Source organism: Marinobacter sp. DS40M6 (assembly GCF_028581595.1).
Lineage (GTDB): Bacteria > Pseudomonadota > Gammaproteobacteria > Pseudomonadales > Oleiphilaceae > Marinobacter > Marinobacter salarius.
In genome coordinates, this window is the sequence record NZ_JAFCAE010000002.1 from 613,604 (window position 1) to 639,435 (window position 25,832).

Consider the following 25,832-nt stretch of genomic DNA (forward strand, 5'->3'; position numbering starts at 1 on the left):
TTAGAAAATGCGTTATATTCAATGCCTGTTAAGGCCTAACCCACTGGTTCGCCTGAACGCCCCACTTTCATACCATCGGCTCCGACCGTGGAATTGGAGTTCGCTTCCAACGAACGGGGCATCGATTCAAGAAATTCCGGATGGCGTACAATTCCCAGATGGTGAGTATCGATCCACACCGAGCTGGCAGGTTTGCAGCCGATAAAGGCGGTCAGTAGCGCTTCTGCATTGTCATTGCTCTCTGGTGACTGCTTTGCCCACCACGCATGCACTGGCGCCCGAAGTGGTTTGACCCGTTCATGGGCCCTTGCCAGCCGGCGCATATGCCTTTCCACATCCAGCAATTGCTGCCACTCATCCTGGGCGACGCCCTCAGGGGATGATTCGGGATTGTTTTCGACGGACCGGTGGCCAGCCCCGGGGATATAACCATCGATCAGGCCGACCCAGGCCACTTCCCTGCCCAGGCGCTCCAGCAGGCTCGCCATTTCCAGCACCAGCGCACCACCCATGGACCAACCAAGGAGGTAGTATGGCCCCTGGGGTTGTAGCGCCAGCATCTCCTTCACGTAGTCCCTTGCCATCGCGGCCAGTGACCGGTCGCGCCAGCTTGAATCAAGAATCTGTCGATTCTGAAAACCCCAGACCGACCAGTCGCCCGCCAATCGTGAGGCAAGCGGATAGTAGCCAACCACCGTGCCGCTGACCGGGTGCGGACAGAATAGTTGCGGTGCTGTCCCACGCGACTCTGAAAGACGAATCAGAGGATTCAGCTTACCCGCCGACGGCCGCTCGGCCTCCGCCGGTAATGCCTCCGATGTGCCGGCCACCAGGGTTTCCAGAGCCAGGCCAATCGCTCTCATCAGCCGCTGGACGTTGGAAGCCTGATATCGCTGACCACTGTAGCGACAACTGAGCGTCAACTGCCCCTGATAGACCTGGCCGTTTATTTCCAGCTCCCGCCCGAGGGGCGCATCGGGGTCCACCAACTCACCCGCCGACTCCGGCGCCAATCTAAAACGACCGCTCGCAAGGGTGTCGTCAAACTGACCCAGGTAATTGAATGCCAGGTCCGGTTCCGGCAGGCGTTTCAGACGCGAACGGGTTTTAGGGTCGCCCAGGTATCGAAGGGCACCGTATCCGAGTCCCTTGCCCGGAATCCCGGCACGCAGATGGCGGGTCGCGTCTAGGGTTAATAACGGATTGCCTGTGGGTTCGAGCTGAACCGGATACAGGCTGGTAAACCAACCCAGTGTGCGGCTCAGATCGAGGGCTGCATCGTCGGTTTCCCGGCCATGACCCTCTACGGCGACGATGGGTCGCTGCAGACCACCCCATGCCCGCAGCCCCTCCGCCAGGGCAGCCAGCATGACATCGTCCATGCCCGCCTCAAACGCCGCCAGGGTTTGACGGAGCAACGTTCGGGTTTGACCGGCGGACAGGCTCCACTCGCAGAGTTCCTCATACCGTGTCGCCCGGCTGCCCGCCGGATTGTCCACCGGCCAGGGCTCAGGGGCAGTGGAAAAACGTTCCCAATACGCCAGTTCCTGCTGCCATGCTCCCTGATCGGCACGCTCGCGGAGGTGATTGGCCCAGGACTGGAAAGTAGCGCGCGGTAGCCGAGCATCAGTTGCCCTTCCCTCGGCAACCTGCCGGTAGGCTTCGCCGAGATCGTCCAGGAGAATCCGCCAGGAGACACCGTCAACAATCAAGTGATGGGCGCTGACCAACAGTCGCTGCCCACCGTCCGGAAGTGTCATCAGCACAATGGCTGCAAGGGGGCCGTTCTCGAGATCGAAACTGCGCTGTATTCGGTCACAAGTCGTCGTCACCAAACCCTCGTCTGGCAGCACCACGACACTGAAAAGCCGGTCCACGGACTCTGTAGCCCGGTAGTTTCCATACCAGACATCCCGTTCACGGTGGAAGCCCAGGCGGAGGACATCGTGGTGTTCGATCAGCGCCGCAACCGCTCGCCGCAGCAGTTCCTCGTCAAGCGGGTGAATGACCTCAAGCAATACCGACTGGTTCCAATGGGAATAATCAGGCAGAGGCTGCTCGAAAAAATGGGCCTGAATCGGTGTCAGTGGCACAAGGCCTTCGGCCCTTGCAGTTTCGGAGGCTGACGTCGTTATCGGCTCCAAAGCAGCGGCCAACTCCGAGAGTCGCGGTTTCAGGAACACGGTTTTCGGTGTCACTTGCCAGCGCAACTGACGCAAACGGGTGATCAGCTCCAGGGACTGGATGGAATCACCACCCAGCTCGAAGAAACTGTCATTCCTGCCGACCTCAGCCGCTCCCAGCATTGCGGCCCACAGTTCGGCCAGCAGGACCTCGCGCGCGCCTTCTGGCCTCTGATGCTGTTTCGTTCGCGAGACAGGCTCTGGCAACGCATTACGATCCAGCTTGCCATTGGGCAGCTTGGGCAGTTCCGCCAGGGTGACCACGTGCGACGGCACCATGTACTCCGGCAATTGCTCCCGTAGCTGTGTCTTGATGGCACGCTCATCCAACCCCTCACCAGACACATAACCTACCAGCCGCTGACCGGCCGCAGTATCTTTCACAACCGCCAGGGTGTCTTTCACCCCCTCGCAGCCCTTCAACGCCGACTCCACTTCCCCGATCTCGATCCGGAAGCCCCGCAGTTTCACCTGCTGGTCCATCCGCCCCAGGTATTCCAACTGACCCTCCTGGTTCAGTTTCACCCGGTCACCGGTACGGTAAAGACGCTCGCCGGCCCGGAAGGGGTTGGGTACAAAGCGTTCCGCGGTGATGTCCGGGCGGTCCAGGTAGCCCCGTGCCAGGGCGCCACCCAGGTAGAGTTCCCCGGCCACGCCCGGGGGCAGCAGGTTGAGGTCTGCGTCCAGCACATAGCCCTGACGGTCGCCCACCAGGTCCCCGATCGGAGCGTAGGCGCTGTCGAAGTCAGCCGTGTCAGCGGCAATGCGCCATAGCGTGGGCGTAACCACGGTTTCTGTGGGGCCGTAGCCGTTGATCACCCAGTCCGGCTGCAGGTGCTCGATGGCGTGGTGCATCATCTGTCGGCTGAAGGCTTCGCCGGCGAAGCAGTAAATACGCACGCCTGGCGGCTGCCCTTTCAGTTCCGCCCACTCCGCCAACTGGCGCAAATAGCTGGGCGGGAAGGCGGCCACGGTGATGCCTTCGTGGATCAGGCAGTCGTAGGTTTCCTGCACGCTCCACAGGGCCTGGTCCCGCAGGACAATGCGGGCGCCATGGCTGAGCGCGGTCAGCCAGCGCTCGTGGGCGCCGTCGAAGCTGATGGACAGGAAGTGAAGTTCCCGGTCCTCCGGGGTCAAGCCATAGCGGGCGCCGATGGTCTGGCAGTGCATGGACAGGCCGCCGTGGGGGATGGCCACGCCCTTGGGCTTACCGGTGGAGCCGGAGGTGTAGATCAGGTACGCGAGTTGTTCCGGATGAATCGATACCTCCGGTACTGACTCGGGCTGGCTGCTGACATCCAGGTGATCCAGGTTGACCGTCTCGACGCCCTCGGCCGAGGGCAGTCGGTCCAGAGCGGCGTCGTGAGTTAGCAACAACGCGGCGCCGGAGTCTTCCAGCATGTAACGCACCCGTTCGGCCGGATAGTCCGGATCCAGGGGCAGGTAGACGCCGCCGGCCTTGTGCACGGCGTACAGCGCCACCAGCATGTCGGTGCCCCGCTCCAGGGCCACACCCACGCGGCTTTCGGCACCGATGCCCTGCCCCATCAACCAATGGGCCAGGCGGTTGGCGCGGGTGTTAAACTCGGCGAAGGTCAGGCGGTCGTCGCCGTGGACAACGGCTATGGAGTCCGGGCGCTGGCGCGCCTGTTCGGCGATCAGGGTCGGGATCGGACGCGGGTCCACTGCCGGGTGCTCCACGCTGTTCCACTCGGACCAGACCTGTTGTTCGCGGTCCGTCAGCAGAGGCAGGTCCGACAAGTGGGCCATGGGCTCACAACTGATCACCTCCAGCAAGGCTTGCAGCTGTTCGGCCATTCGCGCCACCGACGCCGCGTCGAAGATATCCGTCGCGAAGTCCAGGTAACCGTCGATTCGACCGTCCGCGTGTTCGTGGGTGCCCAGTACCAGATCGAAATGCGCGTTCTCCGCCGGACAGGCGAGCGGCTCGCAGCTCAGCTCATGCAAGTCCGACAAGGGCTTCTGGTCAAAGACCTGATGGTTGTAGCTGGCCTGGAACAGCGGATTGTGGCTCAGACTTCGCTCCGGCTGCAGTGCTTCCACCAGTTGCTCAAATGGCAGATCCGCATGCGCCTGGGCTCCGTGCATTCGCTCTCGTACCTGGGCCAGAAGATCACTGACCCGGTCACCGGGATCAATCTCGGCACGCACCACCAGCGTATTGACGAAGAAGCCAATCAGTCCCTCGGTGCCCGGCTGATGCCGTCCCGAAACCGGAATACCCACGCGCAGATCCCGTTGACCACTGAGTCGGTACAGCAGCGCTTCAAAGCCGGCCAGAACGACCATAAACAGCGAAACTTCCTGATCACGGGCCGTGCGACGCAACCGCTCCGCCAGCGACGATGGCAAAGTGAAGGCGTGTCGGGCACCACGGCCATCCCGCTGCCCCGGACGCGGGCGGTCCGTGGGCAGCTCAAGAACCGGATGTTCATCACCCAACTGCCCTCGCCACCATTGCAATTGCCGATCCAGCTCAGCACCCGTCAGTTGCTCTCGTTGCCAAAGTGCGTAGTCCGCATACTGAACGTCCAGCGGTGCCAACCTATCGGGCTCACCTCTTGATGCACAGCGATAGAGCTCAACCAGTTCCTCCAACAGCAACTGCATTGACCAGCCGTCGGAAATGATATGGTGCATGCACAACAGCAGGCGCCAGCCCGATGTATCCATCTGCACCAGGGCAACGCGCCAGGGCGGTGCGGTCTCCAGGTCGAAGGGGCGGCGGCTGAACTCCCGGAATAGCTCTCCGAATACAGTCTCGGCATCGTCCTGGCCGCGAAGATCATAACGCTCCATGGGTACCGCCATGGCTTCCATCACCCACTGTTGGGGGCGACCATGTTCCCCATGTCGAAACGCCGTGCGCAGCGACTCATGCCGCTGAATGAGTCCGACGAAGGCCGCCGTCAACGCCTCTTCATTCAGTCGACCCTGCAAATCCAGGCCGCCCGGAAGATGGTAGGCACTGCTCTCAGGCTCCAGTTGGGCCAGGAACCAGAGCCGCTGCTGGGCAAAGGACTGCGGTGCCAACTGGCCCCGATCATGAACGCGTAACGGAGGCGCTTCATCGGCCGGTATGCTCTGAAGTACATCGGCCAGCCCAGCCAAAGAACCTGACTCGAACAACACGCTCAGCGGCAGCGTCCGATGCAGGGCTTTGCGGATACGATGAACCAGGGTGACACCCAGCAGCGAGTGCCCTCCCAGGGCAAAGAAATTATCCTGTCGTCCAACCCGCTCAACACCCAGCACTTCCTGCCATAGGCGTGAGAGTGTTTGTTCGATGTCGGTTTGTGGCGCCTCGTAGCCAACCGTGTCCATCTCCGGAGCCGGCAATGCCTTGCGGTTCAGTTTGCCGTTGGCCGATAGCGGAAAGCGTTCCAGTACCATCAGGTGTGCCGGCACCATGTAATCCGGCAGGTGGTTTTTCAGCGACGCTTTCAGGGCGTCCGTTTCGATGCCGGTGCCCTGCACGTAACCGATCAACTGGTCATTGCGGGCGATGACCACGGCGTCCATGACGCCGGCAGATTCCCGCAGCACGGCCTCGATCTCACCCAACTCGATCCGCAAGCCCCGCAGCTTGATCTGGTGATCCAGCCGGCCCAGGTATTCCAGGGTGCCATCCCGACACCAGCGGGCCAGGTCGCCACTGCGGTAGAGCCGCTCACCCCGCTCAAAGGGACTGGGCACGAAGCGCTCCGCCGTCAAGTCCGGCTGGCCGTGGTAGCCCTGGGCCAGACCGGCGCCGCCGATATAAAGTTCGCCCGGCACGCCCACAGGCTGCGGGTTCAGGCGGTCATCCAGGACATGGATCTGCAGGTTGGCGATCGGCCGGCCGATGGGCACGGTTGTGCGAGTGCTGCGATCGTCCTGGCCACAGGTCCAGTGCGTGACATCGATGGCCGCCTCGGTGGGGCCATAGAGGTTATAAAGCGTTGCCCTGGGCAGGCGACGAAGGGTCTCATCCTGCAGGTCTTTGGGCAGGGCTTCGCCGCTGCAGATCACCCGGCGCAGAGTGTCACAGCCGGTCAGGTCGTCCTGGGTCATAAAGGCCGGCAGCATGGAGGGCACAAAGTGAACGGTGGTGACCGATTCGCGCTGAATTTGATCCACCAGCCTGGCTGGGTCCCGGTGGTCCCCCGGTTGGGCGACCACGAGGCGTGCGCCCACCATCAGCGGCCAGAAGAACTCCCATACGGACACATCAAAGCTGTAAGGGGTTTTCTGCAGGACGGTGTCGTCCTCGCCCAGTTCGTAGGCCGCCTGCATCCACTTCAGGCGGTTGAACAGCGCTGCGTGGGTGTTGGCCACGCCCTTGGGTTTGCCGGTGGAGCCGGAGGTATAGATCACATAGGCCCGCTGCTCCGGGTGGATCCCGACATCGGGGATCGATGCCGGCTGATCCGCCAGATCAAGCTGGTCGAGGTTGATCACCGACAGCCCGGCCGGGGCCGGTAGTGACTCAATCACCGCGTCGTGGGTCAGCAGCAGGTCCATACCGGCGTCGGTCAGCACCTGACTCTGACGCGCTTGTGGGTGTTCGGGGTCCACCGGCACATAGGCGGCGCCGGCTTTCTGGATGGCGTAGAGGGCGACCACCAAGGCCACCGAGCGCTCGGTGGCAACGCCTACGAGACTGTTGCGATCCACGCCCTGGCCGATCAGGTAATGGGCCAGGCGATTGGCTCGGGCATCCAGGTTGGTGTAGCTCAGGCGTTCAGCGCCGAACACCAGGGCTTCCCGATCCGGGTGCGCAGCCACCTGGCGCTCGAACAGACGATGCACCGGCTCGGGCCGGCCATAGTCCACGCCCGTCCGATTCCAGCTCGCCAGTTGCTCGTGGTCGGTGTCGTCCAGCAGGTCATAGTCGCCGATTGGCTGCTGCGGGCCTGCCACAATCTCATTGAGCAGCCATTCGAAACGGGCCCCAAAGCGCTCAACCGTTGCCGCGTCAAACAGGTCCGTGGCGTAGTTCCAGTTGCCGGAGAACGTACCATCGGCTTCTTCGATCAGGTTCAGTGCCATATCGAACTGGGTGCTGCCGCCTTCCAGTTCCATTACCTTCGCGGTCAATCCAGGCAACTCGCCCAAACCGCGCTGATCACGGTGCTGGTAGTCGAATGCCACCTGGAACAGCGGGTTATGGCTGAGGCTGCGTTCCGGTTGCAGGGCTTCCACCAACTGTTCGAACGGCAGGTCCTGATGGCTCTGGGCCTCAATCGATGCCTGGCGGACGGTCGCCAATACCTGTTCGAAAGTCTGGGATGAGGCCAATTCACAGCGTAGGACCTGGGTGTTCACAAAGAAGCCGACAAGACCCTCGGTTTCCCGGCGATTGCGGCCTGCCACCGGCACGCCAACCCGCAGATCATCCTGACCACTGAGCCGATGGAGCAGTAGGTTGTAAGCCGCCAACAACATCATGAAAGGTGTGACATCGCGGCTCGCCGCCGATCCGCGAAGACGGTTGCTCAGGGACTCGCCCAGTCGGAAGTGATGACGTGCACCCTGGAAACTCTGCCGGGCAGGTCGTGGTCGATCCGTCGGCAACTCCAGAACTGGCTGCCCGTCACCGAGCTGGGCACGCCAATAATTCAGTTGCCGCTCGCCTTCGCCGCTGGCCAGCCATTCCCGCTGCCACACCGAGAAATCCGCATACTGGATCGACAATTTCTCCAGTACCGCCGCTCTTTCACCGCAGGCAGCACGATACAGAGACGCGAAATCCCGCATCAGCACCGACACCGACCAGCCGTCGGAGATGGCATGGTGCAGGCAAATCAGCAGACGCGATTCCTTTGCGGCCATGGTGACCAACCCAACTCGCCAGAGCGGCTGCGTGCCCATGGAGAATGGTCGGCGCATAAAGGCTTCCGCATGATCGCGGAATGCACCCTCCGGATCATCCGAGTGGCTGACGTCTACCCGTTCCAACGGGACACCAATCGCCGGGTCAATCACCTGTCGAGGGATTGCCTCGCCATCCGGGGCAGCCACCAGTCGCGTGCGCAGCGTCTCATGACGTTGCGCCAACGCGTCGAGTGCCTGCTGCAAAGCACCTTCGTCAACGGTGCCTTTCAGGTCCAGAACGCCAGGCAAGTTGTAGGCGGTAGCTCCCGGTTCAAGCTGGTCCAGGAACCAAAGCCGCTGCTGGGCGAAAGACTGCGGCGCACCCTCCAGCCCCAGTGCGGGAATGGTCTCTTGCGCTGGGGTGCCTTCCAGTGCCTCCAGCAAAGCCGCCATATCCGTCAGCCTGGGCGCCTCGAAAACCATCCTTAACGGGAGTTCCACACGCCATTCGTGACGAAGGCGAGAAACCAGCTGCGTCGCCAGCAGGGAGTGACCGCCCAGTTCGAAGAAATGATCCTGCCGACCGACACGGGACTGTTGCAAAAGATCCTGCCAGATCCGGGCCAGACTCTGTTCGCAGTCCGTTACGGGAGGTTCGTAATCACTCTGACCCACCACGGGCTCAGGCAACGCATTGCGGTCCAGCTTGCCATTGGGCAGCTTGGGCAGTTCCGCCAGGGTGACCACGTGCGACGGCACCATGTACTCCGGCAACTGCTCCCGTAGCTGTGTCTTGATGGCACGCTCGTCCAACCCCTCACCAGACACATAACCTACCAGCCGCTGACCGGCGGCAGTGTCTTTCACAACCGCTAGGGTGTCCTTCACCCCCTCGCAGCCTTTCAGCGCCGACTCCACTTCCCCGATCTCGATTCGGAAGCCCCGCAGTTTTACCTGCTGGTCCATCCGACCCAGGTATTCCAACTGGCCGTCCCGGTTCAGTTTCACCCGATCACCGGTACGGTAAAGACGCTCGCCGGCCCGGAACGGGTTGGGGACAAAGCGTTCCGCCGTGGTGTCCGGGCGGTCCAGGTAGCCCCGCGCCAGGGCGCCACCCAGGTAGAGTTCCCCGGCCACGCCCGGGGGCAGCAGGTTGAGGTCTGCGTCCAGCACATAGCCCTGACGGTCGCCCACCAGGTCCCCGATCGGAGCGTAGGCGCTGTCGAAGTCAGCCGTGTCAGCGGCAATGCGCCATAGCGTGGGCGTAACCACGGTTTCTGTGGGGCCGTAGCCGTTGATCACCCAGTCCGGCTGCAGGTGCTCGATGGCGTGGTGCATCATCTGTCGGCTGAAGGCTTCGCCGGCGAAGCAGTAAATACGCACGCCTGGCGGCTGCCCTTTCAGTTCCGCCCACTCCGCCAACTGGCGCAAATAGCTGGGCGGGAAGGCGGCCACGGTGATGCCTTCGTGGATCAGGCAGTCGTAGGTTTCCTGCACGCTCCACAGGGCCTGGTCCCGCAGGACAATGCGGGCGCCATGGCTGAGCGCGGTCAGCCAGCGCTCGTGGGCGCCGTCGAAGCTGATGGACAGGAAGTGAAGTTCCCGGTCCTCCGGGGTCAAGCCATAGCGGGCGCCGATGGTCTGGCAGTGCATGGACAGGCCGCCGTGGGGGATGGCCACGCCCTTGGGCTTACCGGTGGAGCCGGAGGTGTAGATCAGGTACGCGAGTTGTTCCGGATGAATCGATACCTCCGGTACTGACTCGGGCTGGCTGCTGACATCCAGGTGATCCAGGTTGACCGTCTCGACGCCCTCGGCCGAGGGCAGTCGGTCCAGAGCGGCGTCGTGAGTTAGCAACAACGCGGCGCCGGAGTCTTCCAGCATGTAACGCACCCGTTCGGCCGGATAGTCCGGATCCAGGGGCAGGTAGACGCCGCCGGCCTTGTGCACGGCGTACAGCGCCACCAGCATGTCGGTGCCCCGCTCCAGGGCCACACCCACGCGGCTTTCGGCACCGATGCCCTGCCCCATCAACCAATGGGCCAGGCGGTTGGCGCGGGTATCGAACTCGGCGAAGGTCAGGCGGTCGTCGCCGTGGACAACGGCTATGGAGTCCGGGCGCTGGCGCGCCTGTTCGGCGATCAGGGTCGGGATCGGACGCGGGTCCACTGCCGGGTGAGCCACGGTGTTCCAGTCATTCCAGACCTGTTGTTCGAGGTCCGTCAGCAGGGGCAGATCCGACAGTCGCTGTTCGCCGCTCCGCGCCATGGCGTACAGGAGGTGTTCCAACTGGCCTGCAAGCGCTTCCGCGCGGGCCGGTGACACCTGATCGTTACGGTAATGCAGGTGCAGGACCAGCCCCTGCCCGGCCTCGACCGCCAGGCTCAGGGGGTAATGGGTCTGTTCGCTCACCTGAAGGTTGCTGGCTCGCACGCCGGAGGCATCGCTGCGCAGGGCATCGTCCACCGGGAAGTTCTCAAACACCAGCAGGGAATCAAACAGCTCTCGCCCCGATTGCCCGGCATACTGCTGAATCTGGTACAGCGGGGTATGCTCGTGCTCCCGCAACGCCAGGTTGTGAGCCTGTAGCTCTGCCAACCAGTCTCCCAGGCGCTGCTCTGGTGCCGGGGCCTCAACGACTGGCAGCGTGTTGATGAACAACCCGATCTGGCGATCCATACCGGACACCGCCGCCGGCCGACCAGACACCGTGGCGCCGAAGGCCACTTCGCGCTGGCCGGTGTAACGCTGAAGGATCAGGGTCCAGGCGGCTTGAATGAGGGTATTGAGGGTCACCTGTTGTTGCCGGGCAAATCCCGCCAGGGAGTCGTAATCCGGATGCATCACAATATCGGCGAGTGAAGCCTCGTCCCGGTCCAGGCAACGGCTGTCGGCCAGCAGTGGGGCCAGACGCGTGGGCTCGGGAAGCTGGCACAGTTGGTCGCGCCAGAAAGTCTCGGCGCTTTCAAGATCCCGCCCAACCAGCCAATTGAAATAGTCATGGTAACGGGCCGGGGTCTCCAGGCGCCCGCCCAGAGTCTCCAGCATGACTTCGCTGAGCAGCGCCGCACTGCTCCAGCCGTCCAGGAGGATGTGGTGAAGCGTCAGGACCATCTGCCAGCGCCGCTCCCCCAGCCGGATCAGCACCATCCGCATCAGCGGCGGCCGGGCCAGGTCGAAAGCGGCCGATTTTTCCTGTTGGCAGAGAGCATCCAGAGTCATGGAAGCATCAGTGCGCCAATCCAGTTCGCGGATCGACAGCACGGCTTTGTGGTGAATCAGCTGCACCGGCAACTGGGAACCGGGCGCATGAATAAACCCGGCCCTCAGAACTGGGTGACGGGCAACCGCCGACTGCCAGGCCGCCTTGAAGGGCTCCACAGGCAGATCGTTCAGGGTCACGGACACCTGATTGACGTAGGTATCGGAGACACCCCCCAGCTCACTATGGAACAGCAACCCCTGTTGCATCGGCGTCAGTGGCAGCAGATCGTCGATGTCGCCCTGCCCGACCGGCAAGGCATCCAGCGCGGTCTGGTCCAGGGCCACCAGCGGGAAATCTGAGGGTGTTACGCCACCGGTTTCCCGGCACGTCGCGACTACGTTTTCGAGGGCGCGACGGAAATTCTTCATCAGCTCGTCAATTGCTTCACGCTGATAACGCGCCGCACTGTAACTGCAGGAAAACGACAGCACGCCGTCACGCACCTGACCGTCCAGCGACAGTTCAAACCCCAGAGGAGCATCCATAGCCCGCATGGCACCCGGCGATTCTTCCGCCAGTACCAGGCCATCCTGGCTGCCTGCGTCCACCTGCCCCAGGTAATTGAAAAGCACCGCGCCAGAGAGATCCGGCAGGCCGTGCTCGCCTTTCAGGTAGCGCAGCACACCGTACCCCAGACCGCCCCGGGGCACCTGACGCAGGGCTTCTTTGGTGGCCTTCAGGTTCTCGACAAGGTTGCCACCACCGGACACACACACCGGGTACAGGCTGGTGAACCAGCCGACGGTCCGGCTCAGGTCCACCCCTTCCATCAACGGCTCACGACCGTGGCCCTCGAGGGCAATCGTTGACTGCGAACGACCACTCCAGTGAAACAGCGCTTCGCCCAGGGCGGTCAGCAGCAGGTCATTCACCTGTGCGCGCCAGGCCTTCGGAGCCTCGGTCAGCAACTCCCCGGTGACCTCGGCGGACAAGGCCATGGTCGACCGGGCCAGTTGATCCACGGTATTGGGCCCGCCCGCGTTCACGATCGGCAGCGGTGCCGGGGCGGGGATGGCCGACCAGTAGTCGATTTCCTCCGCCAACACGGCGTCATTCCAGGGTGTTGGCAGTTGCTCGGCCCAGGCCTGGAAAGGAGTGGCCTTCGCCCCCAGGTCAATGGTTTCTCCCCGAAGGATCTGCTGGTAGGCCTGCATCAGGTCGTCTAGCAGAATGCGCCAGGACACGCCGTCGATTCCCAGGTGATGCACCGCCAACAGCAACCTTTCGGAACCGTCGTCCAGCCGTGCATGCAGTGCTCGCATCAGGGGCCCTTCCGACAGATCCAGGCTGGCCTGGGCCCGGTCGCATTCGTTCACCAACTGTTCAGGGGTTGTGGTCACCGACCACAGCAGATCCGCCGGTTTGTCTGGTATACCGTAGGCTTGCAGCCATTCATCGTTTTTCCGGGCAAAGCGCAGCCGCAAGGCGTCGTGGTGTCGGTAAATCGCGTTGAGTGCCTCGGCCAGAGCTTCGCTATTCAATGCCGTGGCGGGTTTGAGCAACAGTGCCTGGTTCCAATGCTCCGGCCGGGGCATGGCCTGATCAAAGAACCACTGCTGGATCGGTGTCAGCGGGAAGTCCCGTTCCATATCGACGACGTAGTTTTGTACCGTCGCATGGGTTGCTACCAGAGCCAGAGCAGCAATGGTCTGGTGCTCGAACATCTGCCGGGGCGTCAGCTCAAGACCGACGCGTTTCGCCTTGGCGATGATCCGCAAGCTCTGGATGGAGTCGCCCCCCAGGGCAAAGAAATTATCCTGTCGTCCAACCCGCTCAACACCCAGCACTTCCTGCCATAGGCGTGAGAGTGTTTGCTCGATGTCGGTTTGTGGCGCCTTGTAGCCAACCGTGTCCATCTCCGGAGCCGGCAATGCCTTGCGGTTCAGTTTGCCGTTGGCCGATAGCGGAAAGCGTTCCAGTACCATCAGGTGTGCCGGCACCATGTAATCCGGCAGGTGGTTTTTCAGCGACGCTTTCAGGGCGTCCGTTTCGATGCCGGTGCCCTGCACGTAACCGATCAACTGGTCATTGCGGGCGATGACCACGGCGTCCATGACGCCGGCAGATTCCCGCAGCACGGCCTCGATCTCACCCAACTCGATCCGCAAGCCACGCAGCTTGATCTGGTGGTCCAGCCGCCCCAGGTATTCCAGGGTGCCATCCCGGCACCAGCGGGCCAGGTCGCCACTGCGGTAGAGCCGTTCGCCGTTAGCAAAGGGACTGGGCACGAAGCGCTCCGCCGTCAAGTCCGGCTGGCCGTGGTAGCCCTGGGCCAGACCGGCACCGCCGATATAAAGTTCGCCCGGCACGCCCACAGGCTGCGGATTGAGGCGATGGTCGAGGATATGGATCTGCAGGTTGGCGATCGGCCGGCCGATGGGCACGGTTGTGCGAGTGCTGCGATCGTCCTGGCCACAGGTCCAGTGCGTGACATCGATGGCCGCTTCGGTGGGGCCGTAGAGATTGTAGAGTTGCGCCTTGGGCAGGCGACTCAGGCTCTCATCCTGCAGGTCTTTGGCCAGGGCTTCGCCGCTGCAGATCACCCGGCGCAGGGTGTCACAGCCGGTCAGGTCGTCCTGGGTCATAAAGGCCGACAGCATGGAGGGCACAAAGTGAACGGTGGTGACCGATTCGCGCTGAATTTGATCCACCAGCCTGGCCGGGTCCCGGTGGTCCCCCGGTTGGGCGACCACGAGGCGCGCGCCCACCATCAGCGGCCAGAAGAACTCCCATACGGACACATCAAAGCTGTAGGGGGTTTTCTGCAGGACGGTGTCGTCCTCGCCCAGTTCGTAGGCCGCCTGCATCCACTTCAGGCGGTTGAACAGCGCTGCGTGGGTGTTGGCCACGCCCTTGGGTTTGCCGGTGGAGCCCGAAGTATAGATCACATAGGCCCGCTGCTCCGGGTGGATCCCGACATCGGGGATCGATGCCGGCTGATCCGCCAGATCAAGCTGGTCGAGGTTGATCACCGACAGCCCGGCCGGGGCCGGTAGTGACTCAATCACCGCGTCGTGGGTCAGCAGCAGATCCATACCGGCGTCGGTCAGCACCTGTTGCTGACGGGCTTGTGGGTGTTCGGGGTCCACCGGCACATAGGCTGCGCCAGCTTTCTGGATGGCGTAGAGGGCGACCACCAAGGCCACCGAGCGCTCGGTGGCAACGCCTACGAGACTGTTGCGATCCACGCCCTGGCCGATCAGGTAATGGGCCAGACGATTGGCTCGGGCATCCAGGTCGGCGTAGCTCAGGCGTTCAGCGCCGAACACCAGGGCTTCCCGATCCGGGTGCGCAGCCACCTGGCGCTCGAACAGACGATGCACCGGCTCGGGCCGGCCATAGTCCACGCCCGTCCGGTTCCAGCTCGCCAGTTGCTCGTGGTCGGTGTCGTCCAGCAGATCATAGTCGCCGACTGACTGCTGGGGGTCTGCCGCGATCTGCCGGAGCAGGCATTCAAATCGACGGTGTATCCGCTCAACCGTTTCCCCATCGAACAGATCCGCCGCGTAATTCCAGTTACCGCCCACGCGACCGTCCGGGAAGGCCCAGGTGTGCAGCGCCAGGTCAAACTGGGCGGCGCCGGCGTCCTGCGCCAGCAATTCAGCAGTCACACCGGGAGTCAGTTCAAAGCGCTCGCCATCGCGCTGCTGATGGTTATAGAGCACCTGGAACAACGGATTTTGGCTCAGGCTGCGTTCCGGCTGCAGCTGGTCGACAAGATGTTCGAATGGCAATGCCTGATGCGTCTGAGCCTGCCGGGCAATCTCATGCTCCCGGGACAGTATGGCTGTGAATCCATCGCCGCCGGCCACATCGCTGCGCAGCACCTGGGTATTCACGAAAAAGCCGATCAGGCCCTCCAGTTCCGCCTGTTCTCGTCCGGCAATGGGAACGCCCACGCTCAGGTCGGTCTGCCCGCTCAGCCGGTACAGCAGCACCTTGTAGGCCGCCAGCATGACCGTGAAGAAGGTTGTTCCCCGGGACCGCGCCAAGGCATTCAGCGCATTGGCCACGGTGTCGTCGAACGTGAAGTGATAACGCCCGCCCCGGAAAGACTGCTGCGCAGGCCTCGGCCGATCGGTCGGCAATTCCAGCACTGGCGGCTCATCGCCCAACTGCCGCGTCCAGTAGTCGAGGCCCACTTCCCCGGCGCCTGCCTCAAGGCCACGGCGTTGCCACAGGGCCACGTCCGCGTATTGCAGGGGCAACGAAGGCAAGTCGGCCACCTCACCGGCCAGAGCGGCGCGATAGCATTGGGCAAATTCGGTCAGCAGCACCTGGATCGACCAGCCATCGGCAATGATGTGATGCAGGCACAGCACCAGGCGATGGTCGTGTTCCGCCATCCGCACCAACGCCACCCGCCAGAGCGGGCCAGCGGCCAGATCGAAGGGTTGCTGCGCGATCTCCCTGGCCCAGGCCTGGAATGCCATTTCGCTGTCTGCACTCAGTTGCGGGATGTTGACCGGCGCCACCGGTCCCACCACCTGCAGCGGCTCCCCATTTTCGTCGGCACGGAAGGTAGTGCGCAGGCTGTGATGGCGAAGTGCCAGGGTGTCGAAAGCCGCCTGCACCGCCCCGACATCCAGCGGGCCGTTGAGACGAATGGCGCCAGGCAGATGATAGGCACTGTTACCCGGCTCCAACTGATCGATAAACCACAACCGCTGCTGGGCGAAAGAGGCAGGGCTGGCATCACCGGCCATACCCGAAGGGATCGGCAGGGACGACAGGTCCAGCCCCTGCTCCTGCAGTCTGCGAAGGAACACCTGGCGCTTGTCGGCGCTCAGCCCCAGGAAGCGGCGTGACAGGGCCATCGCATTGTCCTGCATTATTCAATCTCCTCCAGTTCATTCATCAATGCATCAAGGTTGTCCAGGCGGTCCTGATCCAGGGCCTGTCCCTTCAGGCGTTCAATCACGGCAGCCATGGCCGCCACCGTGGTGGCCTCAAAGGCTTCCGCCAGCGGCACGCTCACGCCCAGGCGCTCGCGAATCCGAGACAGCAGGCGAGTTGCCAGCAGCGAGTGGCCGCCCAGTTCAAAGAAGTGGTCGTGGCGCCCCACCTGCTCGACCTTCAGCAGGTCTCTCCAGAGTTCCACCAGGATTTCTTCCAGTTCGCCTTCCGGGGCGATGTAGCGGCGTACCTCAAGCTCCGGCTGCGGCAGGGACTTGCGGTCCAGCTTGCCGTTGGCGTTCAGCGGCAACCGGTCAAGCACGACCAGATGGGTAGGCACCATCACCGCCGGCAGCTCATGGGACAATCGATCCCGCAGGCTTTCGGTTTCCAGGTGTAGACCGTCGTCGGGCACCAGGTAGGCCACCAGTTGGGCCCCGTGAGGTGTTTGCTGGGCCGCCACCACCGCCTGACGAATGCCGTTGCAGGCCAGCAGGCAGGATTCGATCTCGCCCGGTTCAATGCGCTGGCCACGGATCTTCACCTGAAAGTCCGCGCGGCCGGCGTACTCGAGCAGGCCGTCGTCATTCCAGCGTGCCAGGTCACCGGTGCGGTAAAGGCGGCCACCGGGTTGACCGAAGGGGTCCGGGACGTAGCGCTCCGCGGTCAGCTCCGGACGGCCGGCATAACCACGGCCGACTCCAGTGCCACCGACATAGAGCTCACCAACCACACCGCTCGGTGCCAGCTCCAACTGAGTGTCGAGCACATAAAGCCGGTTGTTGTCGGTGGGTTTGCCGATGGGAATGCCCGCGCGTGTCTCCTCCAGGCCTGTCAGGGTATGAAGCGCCACATCGTCGGCACACTCCGCCGGCCCATAGGCGTTGACCAGTGGAATGCGCGGGTAACGCTCGAACCAGCGCCTGGCCAGCTCCCGGCCCAAGGCTTCGCCCGTGGGCAAAAGCCAGCGCAATCCCAGACGCCGCTCCGGCACCGCGAGAATGCCTTCAATCACCGCCGGCACGCTTTCCAGCACGGTAACGCCGCTGTCGGCCACGGCCTCAAGCAGCCGCTGGGGATCGTGGGTGATCTCATCGGGAATGATGTCCAGGCGGCCGCCAAACAGCGGCGCGGTCAGGAACTGCCACACGGAAATGTCGAAGCCGGTGGCCGCCGTCTGGGCGATCACGTCCCCGTCCCCCAGCTCCAGATAAGGCACCTTGGACAACTGGTTGTTGAGCATGCCCTGCTGGTTGACCATCACGCCCTTGGGCTCACCGGTGGAGCCGGAGGTGTAGATGACGTAGGCCAGTTGATCCATGGCCGGATACCGGCGTGGATTACCATCCCGATCCGTAGCCAACAGGGATTCCAGGGTGACCACCCGTGGACGTGCTTCGGTTTCTGCCAGGATGGCGCCGACCTGCTCCAGGCAGGCTTCCGGCGTGACCAGCACGGGCGCCTGACTGCTATGCAACATGCGGCCACTGCGCGCCGGCGGATGGCGTTCATCCAGTGCCAGGTAGGCGCCACCGGCCTTGAAGGCGCCCACGATCATAGTCATCAGGTCCAGGTTGCGGGGCGAATACAGCGCCACCACTTGATCCGGCTGCGTGCCTGCCTCAATCAGACCGTGACCGATGCGGTTGGCCCGTTGGTTAAGTTCGGCGTAGCTCATGCTGCTGCCCTGGCAGCGGGCGACTTCCCGGCCGGGATCCGCCAGCGCCCAGGCTTCGAACCGTTCGAGCCAGCTCAGACTCATCCAGTCTGGTTCCATCTGGCCCTGGCCAAGTCCGAGCAGCTCGCCCCGTTCCCCGGCGGAAACCAGCTGGATAGCGGCAAGCGGCTGCTCCGGCGCCTGCATCAACTGGCGCAGAACCTGGTGGTACTGGTCCAGCAACGCCTGCATATCCCGATCCCGGAAAACCCGCTGGTCGTAGCTGAACTGAAGTTGGTAGGTCTCGCCCGGCAGAATGACCACGGTCAACGGATAGTTGGTGTGGGTGCGGTTCGCCAGAGGCGTGATGCCGTAAGCTTCGGCGGCCTGCCGCACGTCCGTCCCCATGGGCACGTTCTCGAACACGAACAGGCTGTCGAACAGGGCGTCGCCACGCGGGGTGTCTGCCAGGTTCTGTACCTCTGCCAGGGACAGGTGTTCGTACTGGCGCAGGGCCGCATTGGCAGACTGCAGTGAACACAGGAACTCGAGCCCGGTCTGGGTGGTGCTTTCAGCGCCTATGCGCAGCGGCAGGGTGTTGATGAACAGGCCAAGGGTGTCTTCGATGCCATCCAGCTCTGCCGGGCGACCGGCGACGGTCACCCCGAACAGGGCTTCGTCCAGACCACCGTGGCGCATCAGCACCAGTGCCCAGGCTGCCTGCATGAAGGTGTTCACGGTCAGCTTTTCGTCACGTGCCCGTTCAACCAGTTGAGCCGTTTCCTCGGCTGTGAGCGCATGCGTCACATCCTGAATGGATGGCTCACCATTGGCGGTGCGCCGGTAGGGCAATGGCGTGACCTCGGTGAAACCGACCAGATTATCGCGCCAGAAGCGGTGCGCCTGTGTGGCATCCTGGCGTTGCAGCCAGGCGATGAAGTCGCGATAGGGGCGCGCCGGGGTTACCACCGGCTGCTTGCCATCCACCAAGGTACGGTAATGGTCGAAGAACTCCGCGAGCATCAGGCCACGACACCAGGCGTCAATCAACGCATGATGATGGCTCTGTACAATGCGGCAATCATCCTGACCGAAACGCACCAGGCGCAGACGCAGCAGCGGAGGTTTGGTGAAGTCGAAGCCCTGGCGGCGTTCTGCCGCCAGCAACGCCTCCAGCTCCGCTTCCGCATCGGCACGCTCCAGATGGCTCAGGTCGATCAGCTGCGCCGGCGACGGCACATCGCGATAGACAATCTGGTGTTGGGTGCCACCGTCCAGGCCGTGGAAAGCGGTCCGGAGCATGGGATGGCGCTGGACCACCGCGTGCCAGGCCGCCCTGAAGGCCTCGAAATCCACCTCGCTGCGCACTTCATACTGGTCCTGCATAAGGTAGATGCCGCTGCCCTGTTCCAGCAGACTGTGTAGCAGGATGCCTTCCTGCATCGGCGCCAGGGGCAGGATGTCCTCGATATTCGCGGGGTTTTCCAGAGCATCCAGTTGCGGCTGGTCCAGATCAGCCAGCGGTACATCCGACGGTGTCAGGCCACCGGCCCGGGACGCACAGTCTTCAATCAGCGTCATCAACGCTTCGCGGTACAGGTCGATCAGGCGGGTCACCCGCGACTTCTCGAACCTCGCACGACTGTAGGTCCAGTCCAACTGTAACTGACCATTGCGTACCTGCCCGTCCACCACCAGCGCGTTCGCCAGCAGGCCGGAGCCGTGGCGCGAATCGCCGACGGGCTTGCCCTCGAGGACAAACTGCGAACCTGGCTCTTCGTCGAAACGGCCGAGGTAGTTGAACGTCAGGCCGGCACCGGTCATTTCCGGCAGTTCCGCGCCCTGCAGTTCCTTCAGCACACCATACCCAAGCCCGTCGCCCGGAACCTGACGCAGCATTTCCTTGGTGCGTTTGAGTGTGCCAAGTGCCTCTTCGCCGGCTTCCAGCGCCACCGGATACAGCGTTGTGAACCAGCCCACCGTGCGACTTACGTCCGGCGCCCCATCCGGGGCATTGCGGCCATGACCTTCCAGCGTGATCACATGGCGGCTGCGGCCGGACCACTCTCCCAGTGCCTGGGCCAATGCCGCCAGCAGAAGATCGTTGATCCGGGTGCGGAAGGCCGTCGGCGCGTCGTTGAGCAGTCGCTGGGTCTGCCCTTCATCGAGCGTCATTCGCAAGTGATCGCCGTCGGCAACCCGCGCTGTGCCATCCGGGTTGTCGCAAGGCAGAGCCGCGTCTTCGGCAGAAAATGCCTGCCAATACGCCAGTTCCTCATCGAGGCGACCATGGGCCAGATCCCGGTGCAGGTAATGCACCCAGTCATGCAGGCCGTCAATGTCCCCTTCGAGCTCAATGGCCCTGCCGCCTGCGGCCTGCTCATAGGCAAGCTGCAGATCCTCAAGCAACACCCGCCAGGAAACACCGTCCACCGCCAGGTGATGGGCGGCGATCAGTAATTCCTGACGCTCGCCCGGCTGAGAGACCAATACACAGCGCAGCAGTGGTCCGTTCGACAGGTCGAGACTGCCCTGCGCGTCGTTGAAGGTCGCCAGTAGGGTCTGTTCATCGTCGGTTTCCAGGGTCCAGAGCAAATCAGCCTTTTCCTCGCGGCTGTAGGCCTGCGTGCGCTGGTCTGCGTCAAAACGTAACCGCAAGGCCGGATGGATATTGACCACGGCGGCCAGGGCCTTGCTCAGGGGCTCCGCCTCCAGCGGTGAACGGATACCCAGGCGCAGCGCCTGGTTCCATTGGTTGCGATCATCAACGGGCTGATTGAAAAAACGTTGCTGGATCGGGGTCAGCGGGAAGGCCTGCGGAACCGACTCCCGGGCCGCCGATTTCGGCGCGGCAGCGGCCTCCTGGAATTCGGCCACGTGAGCCAGTTCAGCAATGGTCTGCTTCTCGAACAACTGCTTTGGGGTGAGCTTCACGCCCTGCTTTCGCGCTCGGGCAATCACCTGGAGGCTGATGATGGAATCTCCGCCCAGGCTGAAGAAGTTGTCGTTACGGCCGACTCTCTCGACATGCAACAGCGACTGCCAGAGTTCTGCAAGCATGGTTTCCACACCCGCCAGCGGCGCAGCGAAATCCTCACCCTGACGCTCCGGTTGCGGCAACGCCTTGCGGTCGAGCTTGCCGTTCGGGGTCAGCGGAAATTCAGCCAGCGGCAGGATATGCGCCGGTAACATGTAGTCCGGCATTTGCAACGCCAACGCGGAAAGCATGGCTTCAGTGTCCAGTTCGGCCGCCAACGGATACGCCACGATCAGGCCATTATCGTCGACCTGGACATGGGCATCGCTGACGCCGTCGAACGCGCGGATGCGCTGAGCAATCTCTCCCAGTGAGACCCGGTAGCCGCGAACCTTCACCTGGTCGTCGTTGCGGCCGTGAAAGCTCAGCCGCCCATCTTCCAGCAGCCGTACCCGGTCACCGGTGGCATAAAGCCTTTCCCGCGACGACTGGGGATCATCCACAAATGCGGCGGCCGTCTGTTCCGGCTGACCAAGGTATCCCCGCGCCAGGCCGGCGCCGCTCAGATAGAGCTCGCCGATGGCACCCAGGGGCAAAGGTAAACGCTCTTCGCTCAGCACCTGCGCACGGATGTTCGGCAGTGGCGTGCCCAACGGAACGATTGAATCCTGCTCGTCGCCCGGTTCCGTGGTCAGCACGCCCACGGTGGACTCGGACGGCCCGTAATGGTTAAACACACGGCAGTCTGGGTTCAGTTCCCGAACCTGGCTCAGCAACGCTGATGGCAACGCTTCACCGCCCAGCACCAAAGCCTCACGGGGCAGCACCCGGGCCGGCTCGGCAGCCTGCAGTAATCCGGAAAGGTGGGGGGGCACGATCTTCAGGATGTCGACCTGATGCTCCGCCATGTAGCTGGCAAAGGCGTCCGCGTCCATAACCCGGTCGGCACTCAACAGGTGCAGCGTGCGACCACTGCATAGGGCCCCGAACAGCGTGGTATGGCCCAGGTCCGCCGCGACGGTGGATACCATCGCCATGGTGGCCTTCGGCGAGGGATCGATGACCTCCAGAACACCCTGTACATAGTTCGCAATGGCACCGTGGCTGACCACCACGCCCTTGGGAGTACCACTGGTGCCGGAGGTGTAAATCAAATAGGCTGCCTGGGCCGGCTCAATCAGCGTCCCCAACGGTTCAACGGGTTCGCTCCGCCAATCGGCCGCCGCGTTGAAACCTATCAAGGCGCCTTCGAAGCCGGGCACGGCTTCATGACCCAGCAGCCACCCGGCACCGCAATCCTTCAGTACAAATGCCTGGCGGTCGGAGGGCCATTTCGGGTCCAGGGGAACAAAAGCCCCGCCCGCCTTGAGCACCGCCAGAACGCCAACCACGAATTCCGGTGAACGGTCGAGGCAAAGCCCCACCGACGACTCCGCTGCCACGCCCTGCCTTTGCAGGTGCTGTGCCAGCCGGTTGGATTCCGCCTCCAGCCAGCCGTAGTCGAAAGACTGGTCCTCGTATTGCAGAGCCTGTTGCCCGATGGTGGACTGAATATGTCCATTCCAGAGCGACACCAGGTCCCCTACGGGAAAGTCCGCCTTCGGTCCTTCCAGCGCCGACGGTGTCGCCAGCAACTCCAGCTCGCCCAGCGGCCGCGAGGGATTCGCGGTGACCTGCTCCGCCAGGTTGACCAGTTCCTCGGCAAACTCCCGAATACGCGGCTCGTCGAACAGGTCACACGCGTAGGTGAGCACACCCTTAATACCTTCAATTCCCTCAGTGCCCTCAATACCCCCCGGCTGATCGGTGATATCGAAGCCCAGATCGAAGTGCGCGCTGTCGTCGTCCCGCTGGCGCATGGTGAGTGTCGCCCCGGGTAACCCGACATTCTCGGGCAACGGGAACTGCTGGGTGAACTTCACCTGGCACAGGGGGTTGTGGCGCAGGTTACGCTCCGGCTGCAGCGCGTCCACCAGTTGTTCGAACGGCAGATCCGCATGAGCCTGCGCCCCGAGGGTAGCGTCGCGGACCGAGGCCAGAAAATCAGTGAAGCCCTGCGTCGCGACGGGCTGGCTGCGCAACACCAGGGTGTTGACAAACAGACCGACGAGACCTTCGGTTTCCGGCCGTGACCGACCGGACACAGGCACACCTATCCGCAGGTCCCGCTGGCCGGAATAGCGATACAGCTGGGTTTTATAGAGCGCCAGCATGACCATAAAGAGCGTAACGCCCTGATCCCTGGCCAATTGCCGAAGCTTCTCACTGAGCGGTTCCGGGAAGGCAAAGGCCACCCTGGCGCCACGATGGCTCTGGGACTCGGGGCGCGGCCGGTCAGTTGGAAGTTCAAGCACCGGGTGCTCGTCGCCCAACTGCTGCTTCCACCAGCTCAACTGGCGTTCGGCTTCGCCAGCCTCCATGGTCTCCCGGTGCCAGTGGGCGTAGTCGGCATAACGGATGGGCAGGACCGGCAGATCCGGGTCATGTCCCTGTGCAAAGGCGGTGTAAAGCTGCCCGAACTCCTTCACCAGCACCTGCGCCGACCAGCCGTCGGCGATAATGTGATGAATCACCATCAACAGGCGATGGTCGCTGTCCCCGAGGCGTACCCGGTGCACCTGCCATAACGGACCCTGCTCGAGATCCATGGGCTGGCTGACCAGGGCTCGACTGAGGTTGTCCAGCGCGCTTGCGGGAGAATCCTCGCCGCTGAGGTCATGACTTTGCACAGTTACCGGTGCCGCTGGCTGTATCCGCTGCAGGCCACGGTTTTCATCCGTTTCGGCAAACACCGTGCGCAGGCTTTCATGACGCTCCGCCAGGGCGTCCAAACTGCGCTGGAGCGCGTCTTCATCAAGACTGCCCATGAACTGCCATTCGCCGCACAAGTGATAGGCGCTGGAGCCGCCTTCCAGTTGGCCCAGAAACCAGAGCCGCTGCTGGGCGAAGGATTGCAGGGGCTCCGCGTCGTCCGGAAGAAGTGTGATTGGGTGGACTTCCTGGCCATTGGCACTCTGCTTGGATACCCAGCGGGAGAAGTCACCAAGGCGGGGATGCTCGAACAGGACCGCCGGTTCAATGGTCAACCCCAGGTCACGCTCCACCCGGGACAACATCTGCATGGCGCCGACCGAATCGCCGCCCCAGGTGAAGAAGTGGGCGTTGCTGTCCAGGTCGTCGCGCTCAAGCGCCGCCTGCCAGGCCGCCACAACTTCCGGGAGCAGTGTCGGCCCTACTTGAGCCGATGTTTCAGCCGGGGCCGAGGCGCCCTCTTCCAGCATGCGACCGTCCTGCCAGCCGGCAAACACGGACAGCTCGCCGCGCTCCCATCCCTGGCGACAGGCCGCACGTTGCAGCTTGCCACTGGTAGTGCGCGGCAGGGTTTTGGGCTCCAGCAGCAGGATCACCTGGGGCGCAATGCCGAGGGTGTCGCTCATGGTTTCCGCGATGGTGGCGCAGATCATGGCCGGCTTGATCATTCTGCGGGTGGTCCGGCCCACTTCAAGGGCCAGCCCTATACCTTCCGCCTGCCGGGCTTCCGTGGTGGCAAAGGCGGCCAACCGACCGGGCATCAGGAGTTCTATCTCCCGCTCCAGGGTGCTCTCGATATCCTGGGGATACAGGTTCTGGCCATTTACGATGATGACGTCCTTCTGACGCCCCGCCACGTATAGGTGGCCGTCCTCGACGATGCCGAGGTCGCCGCTGCGCAACCATCGGCTATCCCGCCACTGCACAAAGGTTTCCGCCGTAGCCGTGGGTTTTTCCCAATAGCCCTGAGCAACACTGGGGCCGGATATCCAGATTTCGCCCACTCGACCGTCCTCGACGGGCTCCCTCGTCTGGGAATCAACGATGCAAAACGTGTCTTCCCCATATGCATCCCCACACCCCACCAGCCTGCTGGGCTGATGGGCACTGCTAAGGCCTGCCGTGGAAAGCTGCTCCGGCTCAAAGGTACGGGTCTGGACATCGCCGTTGAACCCATGGGTGGTTACGAACAGGGTGGCTTCTGCAAGACCATAGCTGGGCGCAAAGACATCACTGCGAAAACCATGGGGCGCCATACGATCGGCAAAGCGCTCCAGGGTTTCCGGGCGAATGGGTTCCGACCCGGTGAAGGCCAGGCGCCAACTGGACAGATCCAGGCCTTCCAGTTGTTCATCGGTCACCCGCCAGCCACAGAGCATATAGGCGAAATCCGGGCCGCCGGAGTATGTCACCCGGTACTGGCTGATAGCCTCCAACCAGCGTGCCGGGCGGGCCAGGAAGAACTGCGGTGCCATCATGTTGGCGCAGTGGCCATGCAGGATCGGCAACAGCAAACCCGACATCAGTCCCATGTCGTGAAACAGCGGCAACCAGGTCATCCAGACATCGTCATCAGTGGCCTGGAAGGCTTTGGCCATGGTGTATTCGTTGGCCATCAGGTTGGCGTGGGACACCATGACCCCCTTGGGTGCAGAGGTCGACCCTGAGGTGTACTGCAGGAACGCCAGATCCTGGCTTTGGGGTGGCACCACCTGCAACGCATTCTGCCAGTGCAGCCCGATGCGGTCCGCCGCCACCACTCGCCCACCGTCCGGCAACAGCGGCGCCAATCGAGACTGATAACGCCGGATGTCCTGCTCCAGGGCAAGGACGGCCATCGGTTTCGAGTCCCCGATCATACCGCCGAGGCGATCAATATAGGCCTGACGGTCGTGCTCCGGTGGGTACGCGGGTATGGCGATAATGCCGGCATAGAAACAGCCGAAGAAAGCGGCCGCGAAATCCGCGCCTCCTGGCAGCATCAACAAGCAACGTTCACCCGGTGCTAACGCCAGTTCGTTCTGTAGATATCCCGCTAGCGCCTGTGCCTTCTGGTAAAGCTCACTGTAGCTGGTTACCAGGGGTGGCGCGTCATCCGAGACCAGTTGCCGGATGGCAAGTGATTGGGGTTGCTGCTCTGCGTAAAAACGAAGGACATCGGCGAAATTCGGAAACCGTTCCGCGTGTAGGCTCATCTTGTCACCTGCATGATTTCAGAACACATTA

2 protein-coding genes are annotated in these 25,832 nt (G+C 63.0%); both read right to left on the reverse strand.

What is annotated here, in order from left to right:
• Positions 1–35: 35 nt before the first annotated feature.
• Complete coding sequence (locus JJO78_RS06895; protein ID WP_273623158.1) at positions 36–16,097, reverse strand: non-ribosomal peptide synthase/polyketide synthase; 16,062 nt, start codon at positions 16,095–16,097, stop codon at positions 36–38.
• Positions 16,097–25,801 (reverse strand): non-ribosomal peptide synthetase, encoded by a 9,705-nt coding sequence (locus JJO78_RS06900; protein ID WP_075194963.1) that lies wholly within the window; start codon positions 25,799–25,801, stop codon positions 16,097–16,099. Before JJO78_RS06900 ends, JJO78_RS06895 begins: the two co-directional genes overlap by 1 nt.
• Positions 25,802–25,832: the final 31 nt, after the last annotated feature.

Excerpts from the sequence above, each read along its gene's own strand:
- JJO78_RS06895 (WP_273623158.1), bottom strand. The coding sequence starts at position 16,097 with ATGCAGGACAATGCGATGGCCCTGTCACGCCGCTTCCTGGGGCTGAGC.
- JJO78_RS06900 (WP_075194963.1), bottom strand. The coding sequence starts at position 25,801 with ATGAGCCTACACGCGGAACGGTTTCCGAATTTCGCCGATGTCCTTCGT.